General features: G+C 39.7%; 18 protein-coding genes and 1 riboswitch. Of the genes, 2 read left to right on the forward strand and 16 right to left on the reverse strand.

The features are described from left to right. Positions 1 to 29: 29 nt before the first annotated feature. Entirely contained in the window at positions 30 to 1,115 is a 1,086-nt protein-coding gene (locus ACXAF2_RS15990) for a GerAB/ArcD/ProY family transporter (protein ID WP_475140093.1), read from the forward strand. A 400-nt stretch (positions 1,116 to 1,515) separates the two neighbouring features. Here ACXAF2_RS15990 and ACXAF2_RS15995 read toward each other — a convergent pair whose 3' ends face one another. The 16 genes from ACXAF2_RS15995 to ACXAF2_RS16070 all read right to left on the reverse strand — a co-directional run bounded on the left by ACXAF2_RS15995 (position 1,516) and on the right by ACXAF2_RS16070 (position 15,163). Beyond that, positions 1,516 to 1,962, reverse strand: coding sequence for a carboxymuconolactone decarboxylase family protein (locus tag ACXAF2_RS15995; RefSeq protein WP_475140094.1), 447 nt, complete (start codon positions 1,960 to 1,962; stop codon positions 1,516 to 1,518). Positions 1,963 to 2,170: 208 nt separating this feature from the next. Further along, positions 2,171 to 3,382, reverse strand: coding sequence for an MFS transporter (locus tag ACXAF2_RS16000; protein WP_475140423.1), 1,212 nt, complete (start codon positions 3,380 to 3,382; stop codon positions 2,171 to 2,173). A gap of 195 nt (positions 3,383 to 3,577) precedes the next feature. Further along, positions 3,578 to 4,159, reverse strand: coding sequence for a TetR/AcrR family transcriptional regulator (locus ACXAF2_RS16005; protein ID WP_475140096.1), 582 nt, complete (start codon positions 4,157 to 4,159; stop codon positions 3,578 to 3,580). 236 nt (positions 4,160 to 4,395) lie between these two features. Then, on the reverse strand, positions 4,396 to 4,908 hold the full coding sequence (locus ACXAF2_RS16010; RefSeq protein ID WP_475140097.1) for a CBO0543 family protein: 513 nt from the start codon (positions 4,906 to 4,908) through the stop codon (positions 4,396 to 4,398). 232 nt (positions 4,909 to 5,140) lie between these two features. Next, positions 5,141 to 5,473 (reverse strand): TIGR04104 family putative zinc finger protein, encoded by a 333-nt coding sequence (locus ACXAF2_RS16015; RefSeq protein ID WP_475140098.1) that lies wholly within the window; start codon positions 5,471 to 5,473, stop codon positions 5,141 to 5,143. Positions 5,474 to 5,513: 40 nt separating this feature from the next. Then, positions 5,514 to 6,479, reverse strand: coding sequence for a DUF2268 domain-containing putative Zn-dependent protease (locus ACXAF2_RS16020; RefSeq protein WP_475140100.1), 966 nt, complete (start codon positions 6,477 to 6,479; stop codon positions 5,514 to 5,516). 173 nt (positions 6,480 to 6,652) lie between these two features. Further along, a complete protein-coding gene (locus tag ACXAF2_RS16025) occupies positions 6,653 to 7,024 on the reverse strand; it encodes a DUF4181 domain-containing protein (RefSeq protein ID WP_475140101.1) in 372 nt (123 codons plus the stop codon). A gap of 152 nt (positions 7,025 to 7,176) precedes the next feature. After that, positions 7,177 to 7,398: a superinfection immunity protein gene (locus tag ACXAF2_RS16030; RefSeq protein ID WP_475140102.1), complete on the reverse strand. Its 222-nt coding sequence runs from the start codon at positions 7,396 to 7,398 to the stop codon at positions 7,177 to 7,179. Positions 7,399 to 7,709: 311 nt separating this feature from the next. After that, complete coding sequence (locus ACXAF2_RS16035) at positions 7,710 to 8,720, reverse strand: HAAS signaling domain-containing protein (protein ID WP_475140104.1); 1,011 nt, start codon at positions 8,718 to 8,720, stop codon at positions 7,710 to 7,712. Further along, a complete protein-coding gene (locus ACXAF2_RS16040) occupies positions 8,717 to 9,058 on the reverse strand; it encodes a PadR family transcriptional regulator (RefSeq protein WP_475140105.1) in 342 nt (113 codons plus the stop codon). Before ACXAF2_RS16040 ends, ACXAF2_RS16035 begins: the two co-directional genes overlap by 4 nt. 245 nt (positions 9,059 to 9,303) lie before the next feature. Continuing rightward, positions 9,304 to 10,296, reverse strand: coding sequence for an adenosine deaminase (gene add / locus ACXAF2_RS16045; RefSeq protein WP_475140106.1), 993 nt, complete (start codon positions 10,294 to 10,296; stop codon positions 9,304 to 9,306). Positions 10,297 to 10,360: 64 nt separating this feature from the next. Further along, positions 10,361 to 10,460: riboswitch (purine riboswitch) on the reverse strand. A gap of 67 nt (positions 10,461 to 10,527) precedes the next feature. Further along, the gene (locus ACXAF2_RS16050; protein ID WP_475140108.1) at positions 10,528 to 11,445 is read right to left on the reverse strand and encodes a DMT family transporter; all 918 of its coding nucleotides are present in this window, start codon (positions 11,443 to 11,445) and stop codon (positions 10,528 to 10,530) included. Between the two features lie 99 nt (positions 11,446 to 11,544). Further along, positions 11,545 to 12,120 (reverse strand): type 1 glutamine amidotransferase family protein, encoded by a 576-nt coding sequence (locus ACXAF2_RS16055; RefSeq protein ID WP_475140109.1) that lies wholly within the window; start codon positions 12,118 to 12,120, stop codon positions 11,545 to 11,547. Positions 12,121 to 12,209: 89 nt separating this feature from the next. Beyond that, on the reverse strand, positions 12,210 to 12,962 hold the full coding sequence (locus ACXAF2_RS16060) for a DUF695 domain-containing protein (RefSeq protein ID WP_475140110.1): 753 nt from the start codon (positions 12,960 to 12,962) through the stop codon (positions 12,210 to 12,212). 151 nt (positions 12,963 to 13,113) lie between these two features. Next, the gene (locus ACXAF2_RS16065) at positions 13,114 to 14,478 is read right to left on the reverse strand and encodes a HAMP domain-containing sensor histidine kinase (protein ID WP_475140111.1); all 1,365 of its coding nucleotides are present in this window, start codon (positions 14,476 to 14,478) and stop codon (positions 13,114 to 13,116) included. Then, positions 14,468 to 15,163 carry a response regulator transcription factor gene (locus ACXAF2_RS16070; protein WP_475140113.1) on the reverse strand — a complete coding sequence of 232 codons (696 nt, stop codon included), beginning with the start codon at positions 15,161 to 15,163 and terminating at the stop codon, positions 14,468 to 14,470. The genes ACXAF2_RS16065 and ACXAF2_RS16070 overlap by 11 nt, the downstream gene beginning before the upstream one ends. A 194-nt stretch (positions 15,164 to 15,357) precedes the next feature. On the opposite strand from ACXAF2_RS16070, the gene ACXAF2_RS16075 reads away from it, so the two are divergent. Further along, complete coding sequence (locus ACXAF2_RS16075; protein ID WP_475140114.1) at positions 15,358 to 15,792, forward strand: hypothetical protein; 435 nt, start codon at positions 15,358 to 15,360, stop codon at positions 15,790 to 15,792. The last annotated feature ends 18 nt before the right edge of the window (positions 15,793 to 15,810 follow it).

A 15,810-nucleotide genomic window follows, 5' to 3' on the forward strand; every position in this document is an offset into this window, starting at 1 on the left:
ATTGATACTAAAAGGGAGATCTATTATTTATGAAGAATCCGATTGATGAAAAATATCAAATATCACCCTTCTTCATCGTATTTTTGATATATGTCAGCATGGTCGGTGTAGGTATATTGAACTTCCAGCACAACCTTGTCAAAAAAATGGGAAATGACTCATGGATGACTATCCTTCTGTTGGGAATAAGTATTCACCTGATTATCTGGATGATCTACAAGATTCTACTCCTAAAACAAGATGGGGTTGATATTATCGGTATCAATACTTTATATTTTGGAAAAATCATTGGGAGTACAATAAATGTAGCAATTATACTTTATTTTTATATAGGGGCTCTTATCGAATTTCGTGCCTATAATGTCGTTGTTCAAGTTTGGATCTTTCCAGAAATGAATATGGTACCCATGGGGATAGTATTATTATTTCTTATATATTATACGGTATCTGGAGGCTTTCGAAGCGTAACCGGTCTTAGTTTCTGGGGAATGGTGATTTCATATTTAATCGTCATTCCATTCATACTTTTGCTCCTCCCCCATCTCCATCCTCGGAACCTAGTGTCATTCAATCACCACTCCATGCACGAAGTCCTCTTCTCGTTTAAGAGCACACTTTATTTATTCATGGGAGTTGAAGCGATCCTTGTCTATTACCCTTTTATAAAAACTCCAGAAAAATCGCAAAAATGGGCGCATTTCACTGTATTATTTATAACCTCTTTTTATTTGTTAACAACGCTCATAACATTGATGTTTTTCAATGTAGACTATATTCGTCATCTTCTGTGGCCAACGCTCACTATGCTTAAGATCATTCAAGTACCTATACTGCAAAGATTAGAATATTTAGCAATATCGGTTTGGTTGATTAAAATTTTGGCAAACATTTCTCTCGGTCTTTGGGTAGCGAGCCGAGGAATGATGAACGCCTTCAATACAAAGCGGCGTTCAAGTCTCCTTATTTTTCTCATTGGAATGCTTATTGCAAGTCTATTCATAAAGGATTACAAGAGTATTCGTCTGTTAACAGATTATCATTCAACTATGGGGATGTATTTTCTTTATCTCTATATTCCGATCATGTTTTTCATTACACGAATAAAGAAATTATAGCTCCCAACATAATGACTCGCTATTCCTGATTTGATCTTACCTATGAACGCATAAACCATTTCTCCAAGAAGTCTTGAAAGATGTACCTTATTCCAACGTTATTAATTAGTTGAACATCGTCTCAGTCACCTCGACTGTGAGAAGAAGATCATCCGAGCAAGGTGATTACATGTTAATTCATAGATGGATCGACCCTGCAAACTATGATTTTGCTGAGTCAACCATCTATTCTTGAACAACTGTGTACGATTTAAAGCAATTAGAAAGTGTAAGTGACAAGTTATCTGTCTGACCTTGTTCAATACTGTTAACGTATAGTAGATCTGATAAAAAAATCAGGCATGGGAATGCGGAGGTTTTACCTCAGAAGGATTAAATTCTGTTTGGATGTATACCTCCTTTAATTATCTTTACCAGCTGTATTTCCCATTGCAATTGAAATTCTGTTCCAACTATTGATCTGATTTATTATCATTACTAGGTCAACATATTGTTTCTCATCAAAATGTTCCCGGACACGTCTGTACAAGTTATTAGGTACTCTTTTGGTTGGAATTAGAGTGATATGTTCGGTAAGTTCCAGGGCTACTTTTTCTTCCGGCGAATAAAATTCGCATTCTTCCCATGCATTCAGGCAATAAATTCGCTGTTCAGTTTCTCCCATTTTCCTAGCATCGGATGTATGCATGTTAATGCAGAATGCACACCCATTCATTTGAGAAGCACGAATCTTTATAAGTTCCCGAAGTTTGCGGTCAATCTTTGTTTTTTTTGTATATTTCTCCATATCCATCATAATTTTCATAGCATCAGCAGCAACTTCATAATAGGCAACTCTTTGAGTCATAAGGTATCTCTCCTTGGAAATTTTTTACCGTTATTCTCCCCAATGTATGGAAGTAATAAAGTATGAATGTTAATTATTGAGACACATAATTGGATGTATCATTTATCGATCCTTCAGTTATAGATGTTTCCAAAAACCACTTAATCTAGACAATTTTGCTCTATGACCAGCGACATTTCTTTCTGGCAGAAATGATTTGTTTTTACATTCATCTGTTCACTATTGTGGGTTTTTGATTTTTCATAGGTTTTGTTGAACCACCTAAATGTGAGTAGTGACGAGAAAAGACTTCAGAATATTTCAAAACATGGATGGCAATAAGTGTAACGAAAATGTTAAGAATAATGAGAGAAAAATGCAAATCAATAAATAGAGAGAGCAATCCGACACCAACTACAGGGAAAATAAAGCCTGAGTAAGCAAACAAATAAAAGATCGAAATTACTCTTGGACGCTCTACCGGATTAGGTAACTGCCCTGCAAATGTTAAAGCTATTTGAAAGGTCCACCCACCACCAATGGCCTGCAGGATAATACCTACCCAAAGCAATGGTAAGTTTGAGACAATACCAGAAGCAACAATGATCCAAGCCCCGGTTAACAGAAGCAGGATTCCAATTCGTATTCGTTTGACTGGATGACTTAACCAGGGAATAAACTGAGCCAAAACTGCCCCAATGAGGAGAACAAAGATAATCATCCCTGAAACTGCGAGATTGGATGTTTGAATGACACTTTTAACGAAAGTAGGAATTAAAGAAAAGACAATTCCTTGTATAGTAAAAACTGTAAAAATTGGCAATCCTGCCATTGAAACAAAAGGAGAACGAATGTTCTTGGGTAACCCTAAAGAAACCTTTGTATTACTTTTCCTCTGTTCACCGGTACCAGCATCTTTAGGAAGAGTTTCCAACAGGATGAGTGAAATCATGAGAAGAGCCAGTAAGATTCCATATGGAAACCGAAGTGGTTGCAGATTACTGTATTCAATTATTCCCCCTGCAATTGCAGGACCAAATCCAAATCCTGAAAGTATAGCTACTCCTGATAGTTTTATCGCTTTTTGGGTCCTGTCCGGAGAAGTCTGTAGGATTAAATAAGCAGCAGCTGATCCTGTAAACGCCCCATAAGCAATGCCTTCCATTATTCTCGCTAAATAAAGCATCCAGTCATTAGCACTTACGAGAAAAATAAGTGTAGACAAAATGGAAAGCCATATGCTGATACGCACAATCCTCTTCAATCCCCATCTAGTCGAATTTACACCGATAATAAGTAAACTCGGTAATAAGAAGGTTGCATAAATGGCAAATAGTATTGTGATTTCCAAACTATTCATCTCATACGTCTCACTGTACAAAGGAAATAATGGAGTGACAAAGGTTGCCCCTACCGACATTAAAAATGATACTAAGAGCATACGTTTCACTATAAAAAACACCTCCTTTTTTCATTCTTGTACTCAGACTTCATTTCCTTAGATGCCTCAGTTAATTTTGTGATAATCACCCTATTCCTTAATACTTACTCTTTTTGAACGCCCTTAACTGCACTAAGTTCAGACAAAAAAGACTGAACGGTCTCTTTTTTTTGAAAAAAATATAAAATTGGATGTCTATCGGAAAAGAGTGGACCTTATTTGTTTAATAACCGATTCTAAATAAGACTTATCTTGAAACAAACGGCTCAAGGCTAGAGAACCTTCTAAAGAAGAGAGAATGAATATAGCTAATTGTTTACTATCTAATTCACTGTCAATTTCTTTATGTTTTTGTCCATATTCAATAATTTTCTGAATTAAATTTAATAATCCGGAGAAGCCATCTTTTATGGAATCCTCAAATTCCACTTTCGAATCATCTGCTTCTATGGCAGCATTCATTAGTGGACACCCTCCAACTACTATACTATTTTCGTACAATGAACAAAAGATGGAAATAAAAGCGTCAAGCTGTTCGCAAGCTGTATTTTTTGATGCGACTGCTTCATGGTACTTTTCTTTTAATAAGTTTTTTGAATGAGAAAAAGATTCTTTTGCCAATGTATCTTTGTTTTCAAAATGATTATATATTCCACCTTTTTTTAGGCCAGTCGCATTCATAATATCTGAAATTGAGGTCATTTTATAACCCGTTTTGTTAAACAATACAGATGACTTTTCTATGATATGTGTTCTCGTTTTTTTTCCTTTATTCAAAATTCCACCTCCAAAAAAGAACAATCGGTCTTTTTTATGATATAACTTAGACATACTTGTGTCAAGTATCAGCAGTGTGCAACATCGGAGAAAAGAAAATGGTTCACCTGACTTCATTCCTCTATTTTCCATCAATACGATGGTGATCAAAGTAGTTCTACTCAACCCCTCAATAAGAAAGGAAAGATCCCGATTTAACTGAAGTGGATCTTTGTATGAATTACAGAGAAATGTACTTATTTCATTTTACTGATAGGAACTTTGAATATCCATAACAATCCTATAGTTATCAGAACTGCCAATAAATAGGTGAGTAATGGTCTTTTATAATGAAGTCTCAATATGGGCAAGGAATACAGATAAAAAAATATAGACCACATTATATTCCATCCATTATGGAAGGTTATGAGGCCTACTTTGTTGTTGATAAACTCAATAAGAGATAAAAATGATGACCAAAAAAGAATCCAGGCCCCTTGTTTGACCTTACCAGTTGGATATCGTCCAAGATAGATAAGTACAATGCAAGGATAAAATATAAACATCACTATCAGATTGTTCAACGTATGATTGGGTATAAGAGGTGTAGGCTCATATTGCCACAACGTGTGATTATATGTTAGAAAATTATATAATAAATCCAGTAAGATGAAAAACAAGATGGTAGATTGGTACTTCTTCCAATTCCTCCAATCCCCCCATCGCCATGCAGCAAATACCCACAGGATCACTCTTATAATCATGAACATATAATCCCCTCCTAATAAAAAAATCACCTCTTTATTGTCTCCATATTTCCAGTCTATGATACATTATTAATGAAAGGGTTACTTAATAAATAGAAGGGCAATCAGTTCAATTACTCCCACCAGTTTGACTATATACTCTCATATCTTCGGGTTTCGCTTCCCTCCTTTGTTCAGTAATGTTGAGGTTTATGTAATATAGATGAAGAGTCAGCTTGAGCTCAAGTGTAAAACCTCACACTCCCCCCTTATACGTAACAAAAAATGGTGTTAACAATGAACCACCCAAGAGAATGGACATCCCTATAACAAAAGTTAAAATAACATTATCGAAAGGGGATAGGAAAATCAAAAAAATCAGCGCAGGGACAATTGTGCAAAAAACAAAAGATAACCTCCCCAAAATGGTTATTCCATGTTCCGTTCCACAGTTCCTACATTCAATTGGTTTGTATGTCCAGACAAACGATTGATAGATTTCACTCCAGCTAAATGGAGTATGACAATGATCGCATTTCTGCAAAATAGAACACCTCGATAATATTAAAGTTTCTTCCCGTTTAACCAAATATCTATATTAAGAATAGTAGTTTCAGAGTTTTTCACCATCACTCAAAATAATCGCTACCTTTAAAAACTTCCTCAGCATCTAACTGAGTCCACTCTCTAAGTGATTTATCAGGATGATTGGCTATATAACTTTCAACAATCAAATACCCCATCCGATAGGTCGACCAGAGCGGAATCTCTTTTGAACGATTGCCAACTTTATAATCGTTATACATATCGGTGTCCATTGTATGTAGATTCTCTTTTAAACCTTCTAATATGGTCGCTATTGACTCTTCCGATAGGGGTTCTTGTATCCATGGAGGAGTTTGATCTGGATAGATACTTCTAGCAAATACATCAGCCCCTCCTTCTGTTATGAAGGAATCTACTAAAGTATCTATTCCTCCCTTACTCTCCATCCGCACAGTATGATGGTACTCGTGTGCCACCCCATACTTTAACGTGTCTTCTACATAAGAAGGATCAATGTGAATTAAAATGGCATTTTCATTCAATGCTACACCCGTTACCCCATCCATTTTTTGAATTGGAAAAGTATTTTCGGGGGACAGTGGCATGACAAAAACAGTTTTATCAATCCCATCCAGTTCCCGAGAGGATTTTAATAGTGATTCTTTCATTAAGCCGTTTATCAAATCCTGATTTTTCAGGAGTTTGATGGTATTCTCTTCTAGTTTCTCAATCTGATTAGTTGGAGAGAAGTGAGAGAAGTACCCATTACCTATATTGATATCGTCCTCTGAGGCAATTTCCTGAAAAGGTTTGACAACGTTATCAATATAAACCTGTTTATTTTCTGCTGATTCAGTCTCCTTCATTTCCATTGTGTAATTTAATACTTCCTCATATAAAGGAATAATACGTAAGTTTTGTCCGTTGTTAGAAAACTCCACTGTTGCCTGTGAAGGTAATTCTTCTTCATTTTTATTACTCTTATTAGAACAACTAACAAGAAGAAATAGACTGGAGACCACTATAAATAGATGGAATGCTTTTTTCACCGTCTCACTCTCCCTTTCATGCATACAGCATTTAGATTTAATTACGTACAAATATGTAAAAAGTTTCAAAAAACCACAAAAAGAGCCATCATGATGACGACTCTTTTCATTAAAATGGTTATCAGTTAAGCATTATGGATAAAAACGCATTTTATAAAGATCAGCACCCTTATCTAAGCAATCCAAAACCGAAAAGCAATAAAAACGGCTGTTAACACCAAGAACATTTCAGCTAAAGTCAAAATAGCCTCCTTAGGATACTCGCTAGATTTCCATTCAAAGAATGCCCTTACAGCATAGTCCAGTGCAGATAGGGTGGTAAACCCTAGTATGTATAAGTAGGTTAAGTCTTCATTGTTTATCATCATGATCCCTAAAACCATTAAAGTGATTGCAGTAAGAATCCTCACCCATTTGTCAACTTTACGATGGGACTCATTGATATGATTATTGGAAAAGAATTTCCTTTTCACTTTCTCTATTTTAAAAATCTTTCTTAAAAAGAACTTAACCATTAAGACAAGGCCGAAAACAATTATCGCCATCAAACTAAATTTCACCCAGAACACAAAACCACTCCCAGTAAAAAATCTGGAGAAGCACTGGGACGGTTCTCGCGCTTCCTTTTCGTAAAGATGAAGCAGCAGAACCATCCCCATGCTTCACCCATGCTTCACAGTTAGCAGAAAAACACTTATTATTTACTAAGCCCTTTATTAATTGACATTTGATCGCGATGATCTTTTTTTAGTGCCAAAAATAAAGCAGCAAACCAACCAAACAAACTCCATCCTAAAAAGAAATTAATAATATAAATGAGAATTTTGTTATGCTTATTTTTTTTGCTAGCTATGTAGCTGGGGATAAAATAAATAAAACCTATTAGAATGAAAGGTAAAATGACCAAAATCACTTCCATAAAAATGTCTCTCCCTCCATTTTAATGTAATCACTTTGTTTTCTCATTCGTTATTCTTCTTATTCATTCTCCTGCCGTTAATGGAAAGTACCACGTTTCTAAAGATATTTTAACATAAATTACCTATTCAGTTTGTTTTTTTACCATTTCTAACACATCCCAACTATCGAGTACAATACCTTTGCCATTTTATTCTGGATTGCTAATTCGAACTACTTATTTTCATTCGCTATCTTCTTTTCAAAAGCAAATTCATTTACCTTCACCCAAGAGAAAGAGGCTCCGATCTCCTGATCAGAACCTTCCTCCATTCACAGAACCCTATCCGTCCCATTCATTTTTAACGCTTTCTTAAATCCATCATAGCTATTAATCACCGCAGTGACCAATAACCCAACCGACACGGTCAGGTAAAGCCACTGAAAATTGAAAGAGGCGTCGAACAGTTCCTGTACCCTATCTATAAAATCTGTATTTAGTATTTCCATGTTCCTGAACACAAACATGAAGGCTAGAACAGGAATGAACTGATATACTGCATTCAATGTAGCGAGCTTCCTGGTCCAGACACCCGCTTTCCATTTTCTAAGAAGCAGGTGAAGTTCCAACCCGATCAGGAACACGACCAACGGCCAATACCCGATGAGCACTTCCCCATCAAAGAAAGGAGTGAACGTTCTTTCGTTGTCACCTTTTTCATACAATCCGACGATACTTGACGCTTTAAAGTAACAGGTTGACCAGATGACCGTCCAAATTAGACCTCCGAAAATCTCCAGCTTGGAAATTCGTTTTTCTTTTGGGACATACGGGATGTCTTTCAAATCATCCGGCGTCCACTCTTTTCCTCTCATGGTGATCGGCAGCTGACTGTCCGAGGAAACGGTCCGCTCGATGATGGCAAATGTGAGGGTCAGCCAAAAGAAGACCTGCATTCCGGTTCCAATGACCTCAACCACGCCATTTCCTGCGATGGACAGGAATATCTCAATCGGACTTGATTCCCCAGAATAGCTCAATACAGATGATACGGCTAACACGATGAACGTGATCCCAGCAGAAATCGGGAGAATGATCTTCAAGAGCGTCATATACAGATCATAATACCTTGGTCCGATCAAGTGCATCGGCCTGTCTTGATAATTCGAGGCCAGCACGGCAGGATTCCCGAGTGACGTCAGTACTTCCCTCACATCATCCTCTGTATACTCCTCCGGCAGCATGTCTTCAATCGTGGATGTCAATTCAAGGGCAATATCCTCCCGATTCTTTTCCGGCAGCCGTCTCATCACTTCTTGAATATAGAGTTCAACAAGCTTCATTCTTCCTCATCCCCTTTTAATAAAATCGCCAATTCCCCAGACATCTTTTCCCATTCGGCCTGTAACTGTCCCAAGATCTCAGTGCCGTATTCGCTCAGCACATAATATCTCCTTGGCCTGCTTTCCGACCGGTCCCAGCTGCTTGTGACCAGTTCTTGCTTCTCCAAACGGCGCAGCAGCGGATAGAGTGTACTCTGCTCCATCGAAATTCCGCTTTTCTCCAGTAATTGGACAAGTGAATATCCATACTGCGGTGTCCGCAATTGACTTAATACCGCCAGGGTCAATGTCCCCCTCCGCAGCTCCGTCGTCAGAGATGTCAGCAATGACTTATCCATATGTTCACCTCTTTGATTGAGTTGTACTGTGTGTCGTACACTATATGCTTTATACTATGTATCATACACTATGGACGTGCGTAAAAGAAAGATTTTTTTATAAAAAACAAAAAAAGAAGGATCAAAGAACGTTGGGTTGTTCTTTGATCCTTCTTTTTCTCTAACGTAACTAGGGAACCACGGGGACAGGTACCGTGGCTCTCATACAAAATGGTGCCAAGGTACCTGTCCCTATGGCTCATGGCTCACAAATACCTCTTCAACCCTTCCTTCACCTCATCACTGGCAAAACAAGCCTCCACACTATTCATATAAATCTCCCTATAATCCTTCTCACTCATCGCAAATTCACCCCAGACCAGCTCACATTCCTTTGTCATCGTAGTATCGGATACCGTTCTGTTATCTGTATTGATGGTGATTTTGACTCCGTCTCTGTGAAAATCGTAAAGGGGGTGATCACGGAATTGGTTTACGGCTTTCGTTTGAACATTACTCGTTGGGCAGATTTCAAGCACGATCTGTTTTTCCTTTACAATCTGATACGCTTCTGCACAGTCTGTAATATACACACCGTGTCCGATCCTTTCTGCCCCCAGCCATTCAACCGCCTCGAGCACATTTCTGCCGATTCCCGTTTCACCGGCGTGGATCGTAACTCTGTAGCCATATTCCCGGGCGAGTGCGATGGGTTCAATGAACTTTCCGCAGAACCCTTCTTCTTCGGAAGCACATAAATCAATCGCGACGACTCCTTTTCCAAGGAAACCCTTCCCCTGTTCGACGACCTCAAAGGCACGTTCTGCGGACATCATTCGCATACAGGACAAAATGATATTCCCTTTAATATCAAATTGTTTTTCTGCTTCTTTCATTCCCTCGATTACACTTCCAATGACTTCTTCTACAGATAACCCCTTCTGTGTATGAAGTAGTGGAGCGAACCGAACCTCCAAATATTTCACCTGTTCCTTGGCTGCATCCTCATAAAGTTCAAAAGTGATTCTCTTTAAATTTTCCTTCGACTGCATAACCGCATTAGGGATCGAGAATTTTTCTAAGTATTCATCCAATGATTCGCAGTCTAATGGGGCAATGAGCTCTTCTTTCATCTCTTCTATATCAAAGGAAGGGATCTGGATGCCCTCCCTCTTTGCGATATCAATGATGGTCTCGGGTCGGACACTCCCATCCAGATGACAGTGAAGTTCAATCTTTGGCATTTTAGAATAATTCATAGTTGTTCCTCCTCAATTTTTCATAAAAAAAAAAAAAAAAAAATCCTGATTACGAAGAAAATACAACTACATGTATCTTCTTCGTAATCAGGATTTATTGGTTCCTGGTAGAGACCTCCAAACCATATTATTGGAGTTATACGAATGTGAGAATCTTATTAGGTTTTTTTATACGATAATAAAATTTTCAGCCATTGTCAAGGGGATCGCGTGCATGGTTCCTCCCGTGTATCAACGTATTTCCTCTTCCACCATTCTCTTCTTCATCCCTAGTTTCGCTAGGAATGGAAAGAAATTAAGTGCAATCGCAGCCCCTAAACATCCTAATAAACACCCAAGCACCAGATAAACGGAAGGTTCCGACTCCCCAATAAACACCGAAGCAATCCCCCCTACTGCAGGAAACAATGCCACCATGTAGCTACTTAAAGATGCTCCAATTTTCTTTACCAAATTCAGATAAAACATCCAGGCTGCAAATGATGCGATGACTGTTAGATAGAGAAGAGCTCCTAGATAGGAAGGAGAAGTCGGTAAATTAAATACTTGTCCTTGAAATATGGAAATGAGCAGTAGGAAGATGGCTGCTACTGCCCCACCCAGACTGTTTGAATAGACAGGATGTATGTCATGTTTGGCATTACGTGCAGAACTTGCATCACCGATCGAGGTTAACATAGTCCCGAGTAATGCTATACCAATCCCTTTTATGTAATTCATCGCAAAGTCATGGACCAGGATCGGATAGACCATGACCAAAACTCCTATTAATCCCATCATCCCACCTATCAGGATCCTAGGCTCCAGCTTTTCTTTCAAGAACAGTCTTAATGAGATGGGTGTCAGTACCGTTTTAAGGGAGAAAATTAAGGTAACTAATGCTGCGTTACTCCAAATGGTCCCATAATAAAGAAACAAATAACTTAAGGCAAAATTACAAATACCAAAAGTGATGATGGGAAGAAGATCATTCCTTTCAGGAAAACCTTTAGGTCGTGTGATTACAGCTAAAAGAATGAAAAGAAACGCAGCCCCGAGCAACCTGTAGGTCAATGAAACCTCCAGACTTACAGGAGTCCCCTGGATTTTCACAGCAATAAAGTTCAACCCCCACACCAACAAGCAAAAGATGTACATAAAGGTTCTCATGTGTGAACCCCTTTCTTCATGTGTAAAGGAAGCAAGGGGACGGTTCTCGTGCTTCCTCTTAGATCAGAACGAAGCAGCAGAACCGTCCCCATGCTTATACTACTTCTTTAGATACCCATTCTTAAATATGTCATACCATTCCTCTAATTTTTCACCCTCTAACACACCCAACTTGCGTAAGATATCTCTTGAAAACTCCACTGCTCCACTTCCATTCGCGGTGATCAGACAGCCATCACTAACGGATTGTGCGTCTATATAATTCTCTTCGCCTCGATAATGAGGTGCCCCCTCTTTTAAATAGGGCAGTGAATTCCCTGTATGTTTAAGGTGGTCAAGATACCCGTGAATTCCCAGGAAAGTCGTCGCATCACAAATCGCGGCTACGGGAATGTCACGCTCAAAGCAATAACCCACAAGCTCCTTCGCCTGCTGATTCTTTTCCTCTCTCCACCCGGTACCACCAGGGATGATGAGCATCTCAAATTCCAGGGGAGCGTCTTGTAAACGATAATCCGGAAGAATCGTGAATCCCCCCATTGACACCTTAGGATCCTTATCGATCGCAATGGTCTGAACGTGATAACCCGTTTCTGGTTTATTGATTTCAGCCGTCACGTAACTTGCTTCCCAATCGGCAAAACCATCCGTAACCAATACCAACACTTTTTTCATGTATACGTCCTCCTTATTGGTTCTTTCTTATGTACCTAACTTCTTTCTCAACCAGGCCCATCCCTTGCTATTTCCCTCAAAAGATTTCCTTATGACTCAATCACCAACGTCTCCCACCCATCATACTCCCCGTCATAGGTTTCAGAGATTTCGACAAGCAGGTCCGTTACTTCATTAATGGAGGGAAGATCGACTAAATCCACTCGGGATATCGTCAACACATATTTCCCTTCTTCATTTGGATGACCCGTTTCACTTTCGATGGAGAAGCCTTCTTTCTTGATGGCTTTCGCAAAACGTTTCACACTCTTTGGATGATCAAAGTACACCCAGTGGTCAACCTTGCGCGGGACCTGCAATGTGTCGCCTGACTCTTCCAGACGTTCCACTACATGACGATTCCCCATATGCTGCTGTTGATACAGATTAGGGTATAAGAAATCATAATAGAATTCCCAAGGTTCATCCTCTTCAATCCGAAAGACTTCCACCTCATAGCCAGCCGGTTGACTGAAGCGTTCCGCTGCATCGACTAAAGCATCCTGCTCATGTTGATTGGAATAAAAGATCAGATCCCTGATCCCGTCAGTTGTCACCCGCCCCACATGAACAAAATGGTCAGTGTCCAGACAGTCAATAAGCGAATCCTCTATATCTCCTAATCGATCGGCTTCAGTCCCTAAAGGAAATCCATCTTCATTCGGCCTTTTCACGTTGAATCGGATACAGTATGGATGATGGTATTCTTCCGTGTCCAATTCCTCTGTAATATCCATATCCAGAACAACGGAAGCCATCCGATCCTCAATATATCCAAAATACACATCCCAATTTTCTGACATTCAACCAACCTCCATCCCTTATAGCAGACTGTAACCTCCTATATTTTAACACGTAGTTTCGATTTTCTATTAAAATAGTTTCAACAATCTGAAAAAAAGAACCTGACCCCAAGCTTCACCACGCTTGAGGTCAGGTGCCACTATCAACGATCTATTGAATGCCAAGCACAACTACAAACCGGCATCCCTCATCATATCCCCTATCCAATTCAATGGATCCACCATGTTGTTCGATTATTTTCTTCGCAATCGCAAGTCCCAGGCCCGTTCCCCCGGTCTCACCATTCCGGGATTCGTCCATACGTACGAATGGTTCGAATATCTTATCATGGTAGTCGGCGGGGATCCCTGTTCCCTTATCCTCAATGATCATGACGGCCTGATTCTGTCTCTGCTTGAGTGAAATGGACAGATATCCATCACTGTACGCCATCCCATTATGGAGAATATTCGTAATCGCCCGCTCAAGCTTGGAAGGATCGAATTTTACCATCAGGGTATCCTCCGTAATATCCAGGTGATACTCCATCCCTTTTTCCTCGAACTCTTCTACAAAAGAAGACAGGATGGTGCGAAGCCATTCGGCCATATCCTTTTCCATAAGGGAAACCGAATCGCAGTCTATATCCAGATGGGACAGGTCGAACAGGTCATGGATGAGCCGGTTGGCTCTCTTGCTGTTGGACACGATGATGTCGGTATATTTCTTCTGATCTCCTCGACTCAGATTCGTCAAGCTGGTCAACGTTTCCGCGTAACCCTGTATATTAGTCAATGGGGTTTTCAGATCATGGGAAATATCCAGGATCAGCTGCTTCCTCAAGTTCTCGGACCTTTCCTTTAATGCGATTTCTGTGCCGATCGTTTCGGCCATTTGGTTAATGTTATGTTTCAACTGATTCAATTCCTGGTTCGCCTCGAACTCGATTTTCTCTCCATAGTTTCCTGCTGAAATCGAATCGATCCCCTTCAGAAGCTTCTGAATCGGCTGAATGAGCTGGACAGATGTTCTCTTCACATACCAGTACAGAATGACGATCAAGCACACCATGAAAAAGATGATGGTGAAGAAGAACACATCATCCAATTGGAAATAGTCATCTGCGGGAAAATAGAGTAATAGATATTCTTCACTATTCTCAGGTATATATAAATCCGTATCATACGTATCGGTATTCTTCAGAAATTCATTCAATCCATAGTGATACCCTATTTTGTGAGGACTATTGAATTGATCGATCACCTTATAATCGGTACTGACGATTTCCAGGTAGGCATGATCCGGCAGCTCATTCTTCTTGAATGCCGCTTTCATACCCAATTCCTTCGCATCTTCATACGTCCCTTTCAGGAAGTCCTGATCCAAATCCTCATACACGGTCTCGACATACACAAAGTTAGCCACCAGCGTGAACGTCCCTACTCCGAGTAGAATGATAAACAATAAAGAATAATTGATAAAAAACTGCTTGGTAATGGAAATGGGCTTTTTAAGGAGAATCGGATTAGTCTTCATGATTCTCCATCCGATAGCCGAGTCCTTTCACCGTCGTAATGTACGTCGGGGATTTAGGATCGGATTCAATTTGCTCTCTGATCCGACTGATGTGGACCATGATCGTATTGCTGTCACCGATGTAGTCCGTGTTCCATACAAGCTCATACAACTGGGCCTTCGTATACAACCGGTTCACATTCTTCATGAAAATCGAAAGCAGCTTCGTCTCCTTCGGGGTTAGTAAGAGGCGCTCCCCATCCTTCGTCACCGTCTGATTGATCGGATTATACTTCAGGGATCCGTTGCGAATGACAGGTTCTTCCTCCACCACACTATAATCCGTATACCTTCGAATCTGGGCATTCACTCTCGATACGAGCTCAACCATACTGAAGGGCTTCACCACATAGTCATCTGCCCCCAGCCCAAACCCCAGGACTTTGTCCGCATCATCCGCCCTCGCTGTCAGCAGCATAATCGGGACCTTACAGTTTTTCCGAATTTCCTTGATCACCTGAAACCCGTCCACTTTCGGCATCATCAAGTCCAGGATGAGAAGACTCGGCCGCTTCTCCCTGCATTTACGGATCACTTCATCTCCATCATAACTCTGCTCCACCCGATACCCTTCATTACGCAAATGAAGGCTGATCAAGTGGTTAATTTCTACATCATCTTCTGCTATATAAATCAACTCTGCCATACCCTTACTCCCAGTCTTGTAAAATCAAATTTTCATCCTATTTTACCATGAAATTGTCAGCGATTTTTGATATTTATGGTTAATTTAAGGTTGCTTTAAGGTTGGGGTTAAGGAAGTCGTGTACAATGAACTAGTTAATGGCTTTGAAATTTAAGGCTCATTTTTAAAAAAAAGTAGTAATTGGTGGAATGAACATGACAAACAAACTAAATGAGTTCATCATAAAAGGACATTTTGAAAAGGCTAAAGAAATGACGAATGAGCTTTCCTATTCAGAACTTGATGGAAAACTGATGGAAACCGCCTTCAAGGATTCTAGTATAACGAATTACGCCTTCATTATGAGTTTACTAGTCGAAGAGGAACACGTTGCGTTACATGAGATGGCGTTCAGATTGATGGTGGTTCCACTAAGTCACCTGGACGGTGCATATTACGCTGCCCTTTATCATGCAAGGCGATGTGTGGAATTAACAGACCGACAAGATATCAAGTACTTATCCAATCTATTATTCTTGCATCAAATCCCCGATAAAGTCGTCAGTGAAGAAGAAGCCTATGATACAGCGAAAAGAATGCTGGCATTAGATCCTGATCATGTACTTGCTAAAGAGTTTCTGAATAAGTGAAAGAGGGACGGACCTCTC

The sequence above is a fragment of the Rossellomorea sp. ABR4_004 genome (assembly GCF_056159585.1).

Bases quoted from the DNA above. Each gene is read 5' to 3' on its own strand.
- ACXAF2_RS16060 (WP_475140110.1), bottom strand. From the start codon at position 12,962: ATGTCAGAAAATTGGGATGTGTATTTTGGATATATTGAGGATCGGATG.
- ACXAF2_RS16035 (WP_475140104.1), bottom strand. From the start codon at position 8,720: ATGAAGCTTGTTGAACTCTATATTCAAGAAGTGATGAGACGGCTGCCG.
- ACXAF2_RS16040 (WP_475140105.1), bottom strand. From the start codon at position 9,058: ATGGATAAGTCATTGCTGACATCTCTGACGACGGAGCTGCGGAGGGGG.
- ACXAF2_RS16050 (WP_475140108.1), bottom strand. From the start codon at position 11,445: ATGAGAACCTTTATGTACATCTTTTGCTTGTTGGTGTGGGGGTTGAAC.
- ACXAF2_RS15995 (WP_475140094.1), bottom strand. From the start codon at position 1,962: ATGACTCAAAGAGTTGCCTATTATGAAGTTGCTGCTGATGCTATGAAA.
- ACXAF2_RS16030 (WP_475140102.1), bottom strand. From the start codon at position 7,398: ATGGAAGTGATTTTGGTCATTTTACCTTTCATTCTAATAGGTTTTATT.
- ACXAF2_RS16070 (WP_475140113.1), bottom strand. From the start codon at position 15,163: ATGGCAGAGTTGATTTATATAGCAGAAGATGATGTAGAAATTAACCAC.
- add (WP_475140106.1), bottom strand. From the start codon at position 10,296: ATGAATTATTCTAAAATGCCAAAGATTGAACTTCACTGTCATCTGGAT.
- ACXAF2_RS16075 (WP_475140114.1), top strand. From the start codon at position 15,358: ATGACAAACAAACTAAATGAGTTCATCATAAAAGGACATTTTGAAAAG.
- ACXAF2_RS16055 (WP_475140109.1), bottom strand. From the start codon at position 12,120: ATGAAAAAAGTGTTGGTATTGGTTACGGATGGTTTTGCCGATTGGGAA.
- ACXAF2_RS16010 (WP_475140097.1), bottom strand. From the start codon at position 4,908: ATGTTCATGATTATAAGAGTGATCCTGTGGGTATTTGCTGCATGGCGA.
- ACXAF2_RS16000 (WP_475140423.1), bottom strand. From the start codon at position 3,382: ATGCTCTTAGTATCATTTTTAATGTCGGTAGGGGCAACCTTTGTCACT.
- ACXAF2_RS16065 (WP_475140111.1), bottom strand. From the start codon at position 14,478: ATGAAGACTAATCCGATTCTCCTTAAAAAGCCCATTTCCATTACCAAG.
- ACXAF2_RS15990 (WP_475140093.1), top strand. From the start codon at position 30: ATGAAGAATCCGATTGATGAAAAATATCAAATATCACCCTTCTTCATC.
- ACXAF2_RS16025 (WP_475140101.1), bottom strand. From the start codon at position 7,024: ATGGCGATAATTGTTTTCGGCCTTGTCTTAATGGTTAAGTTCTTTTTA.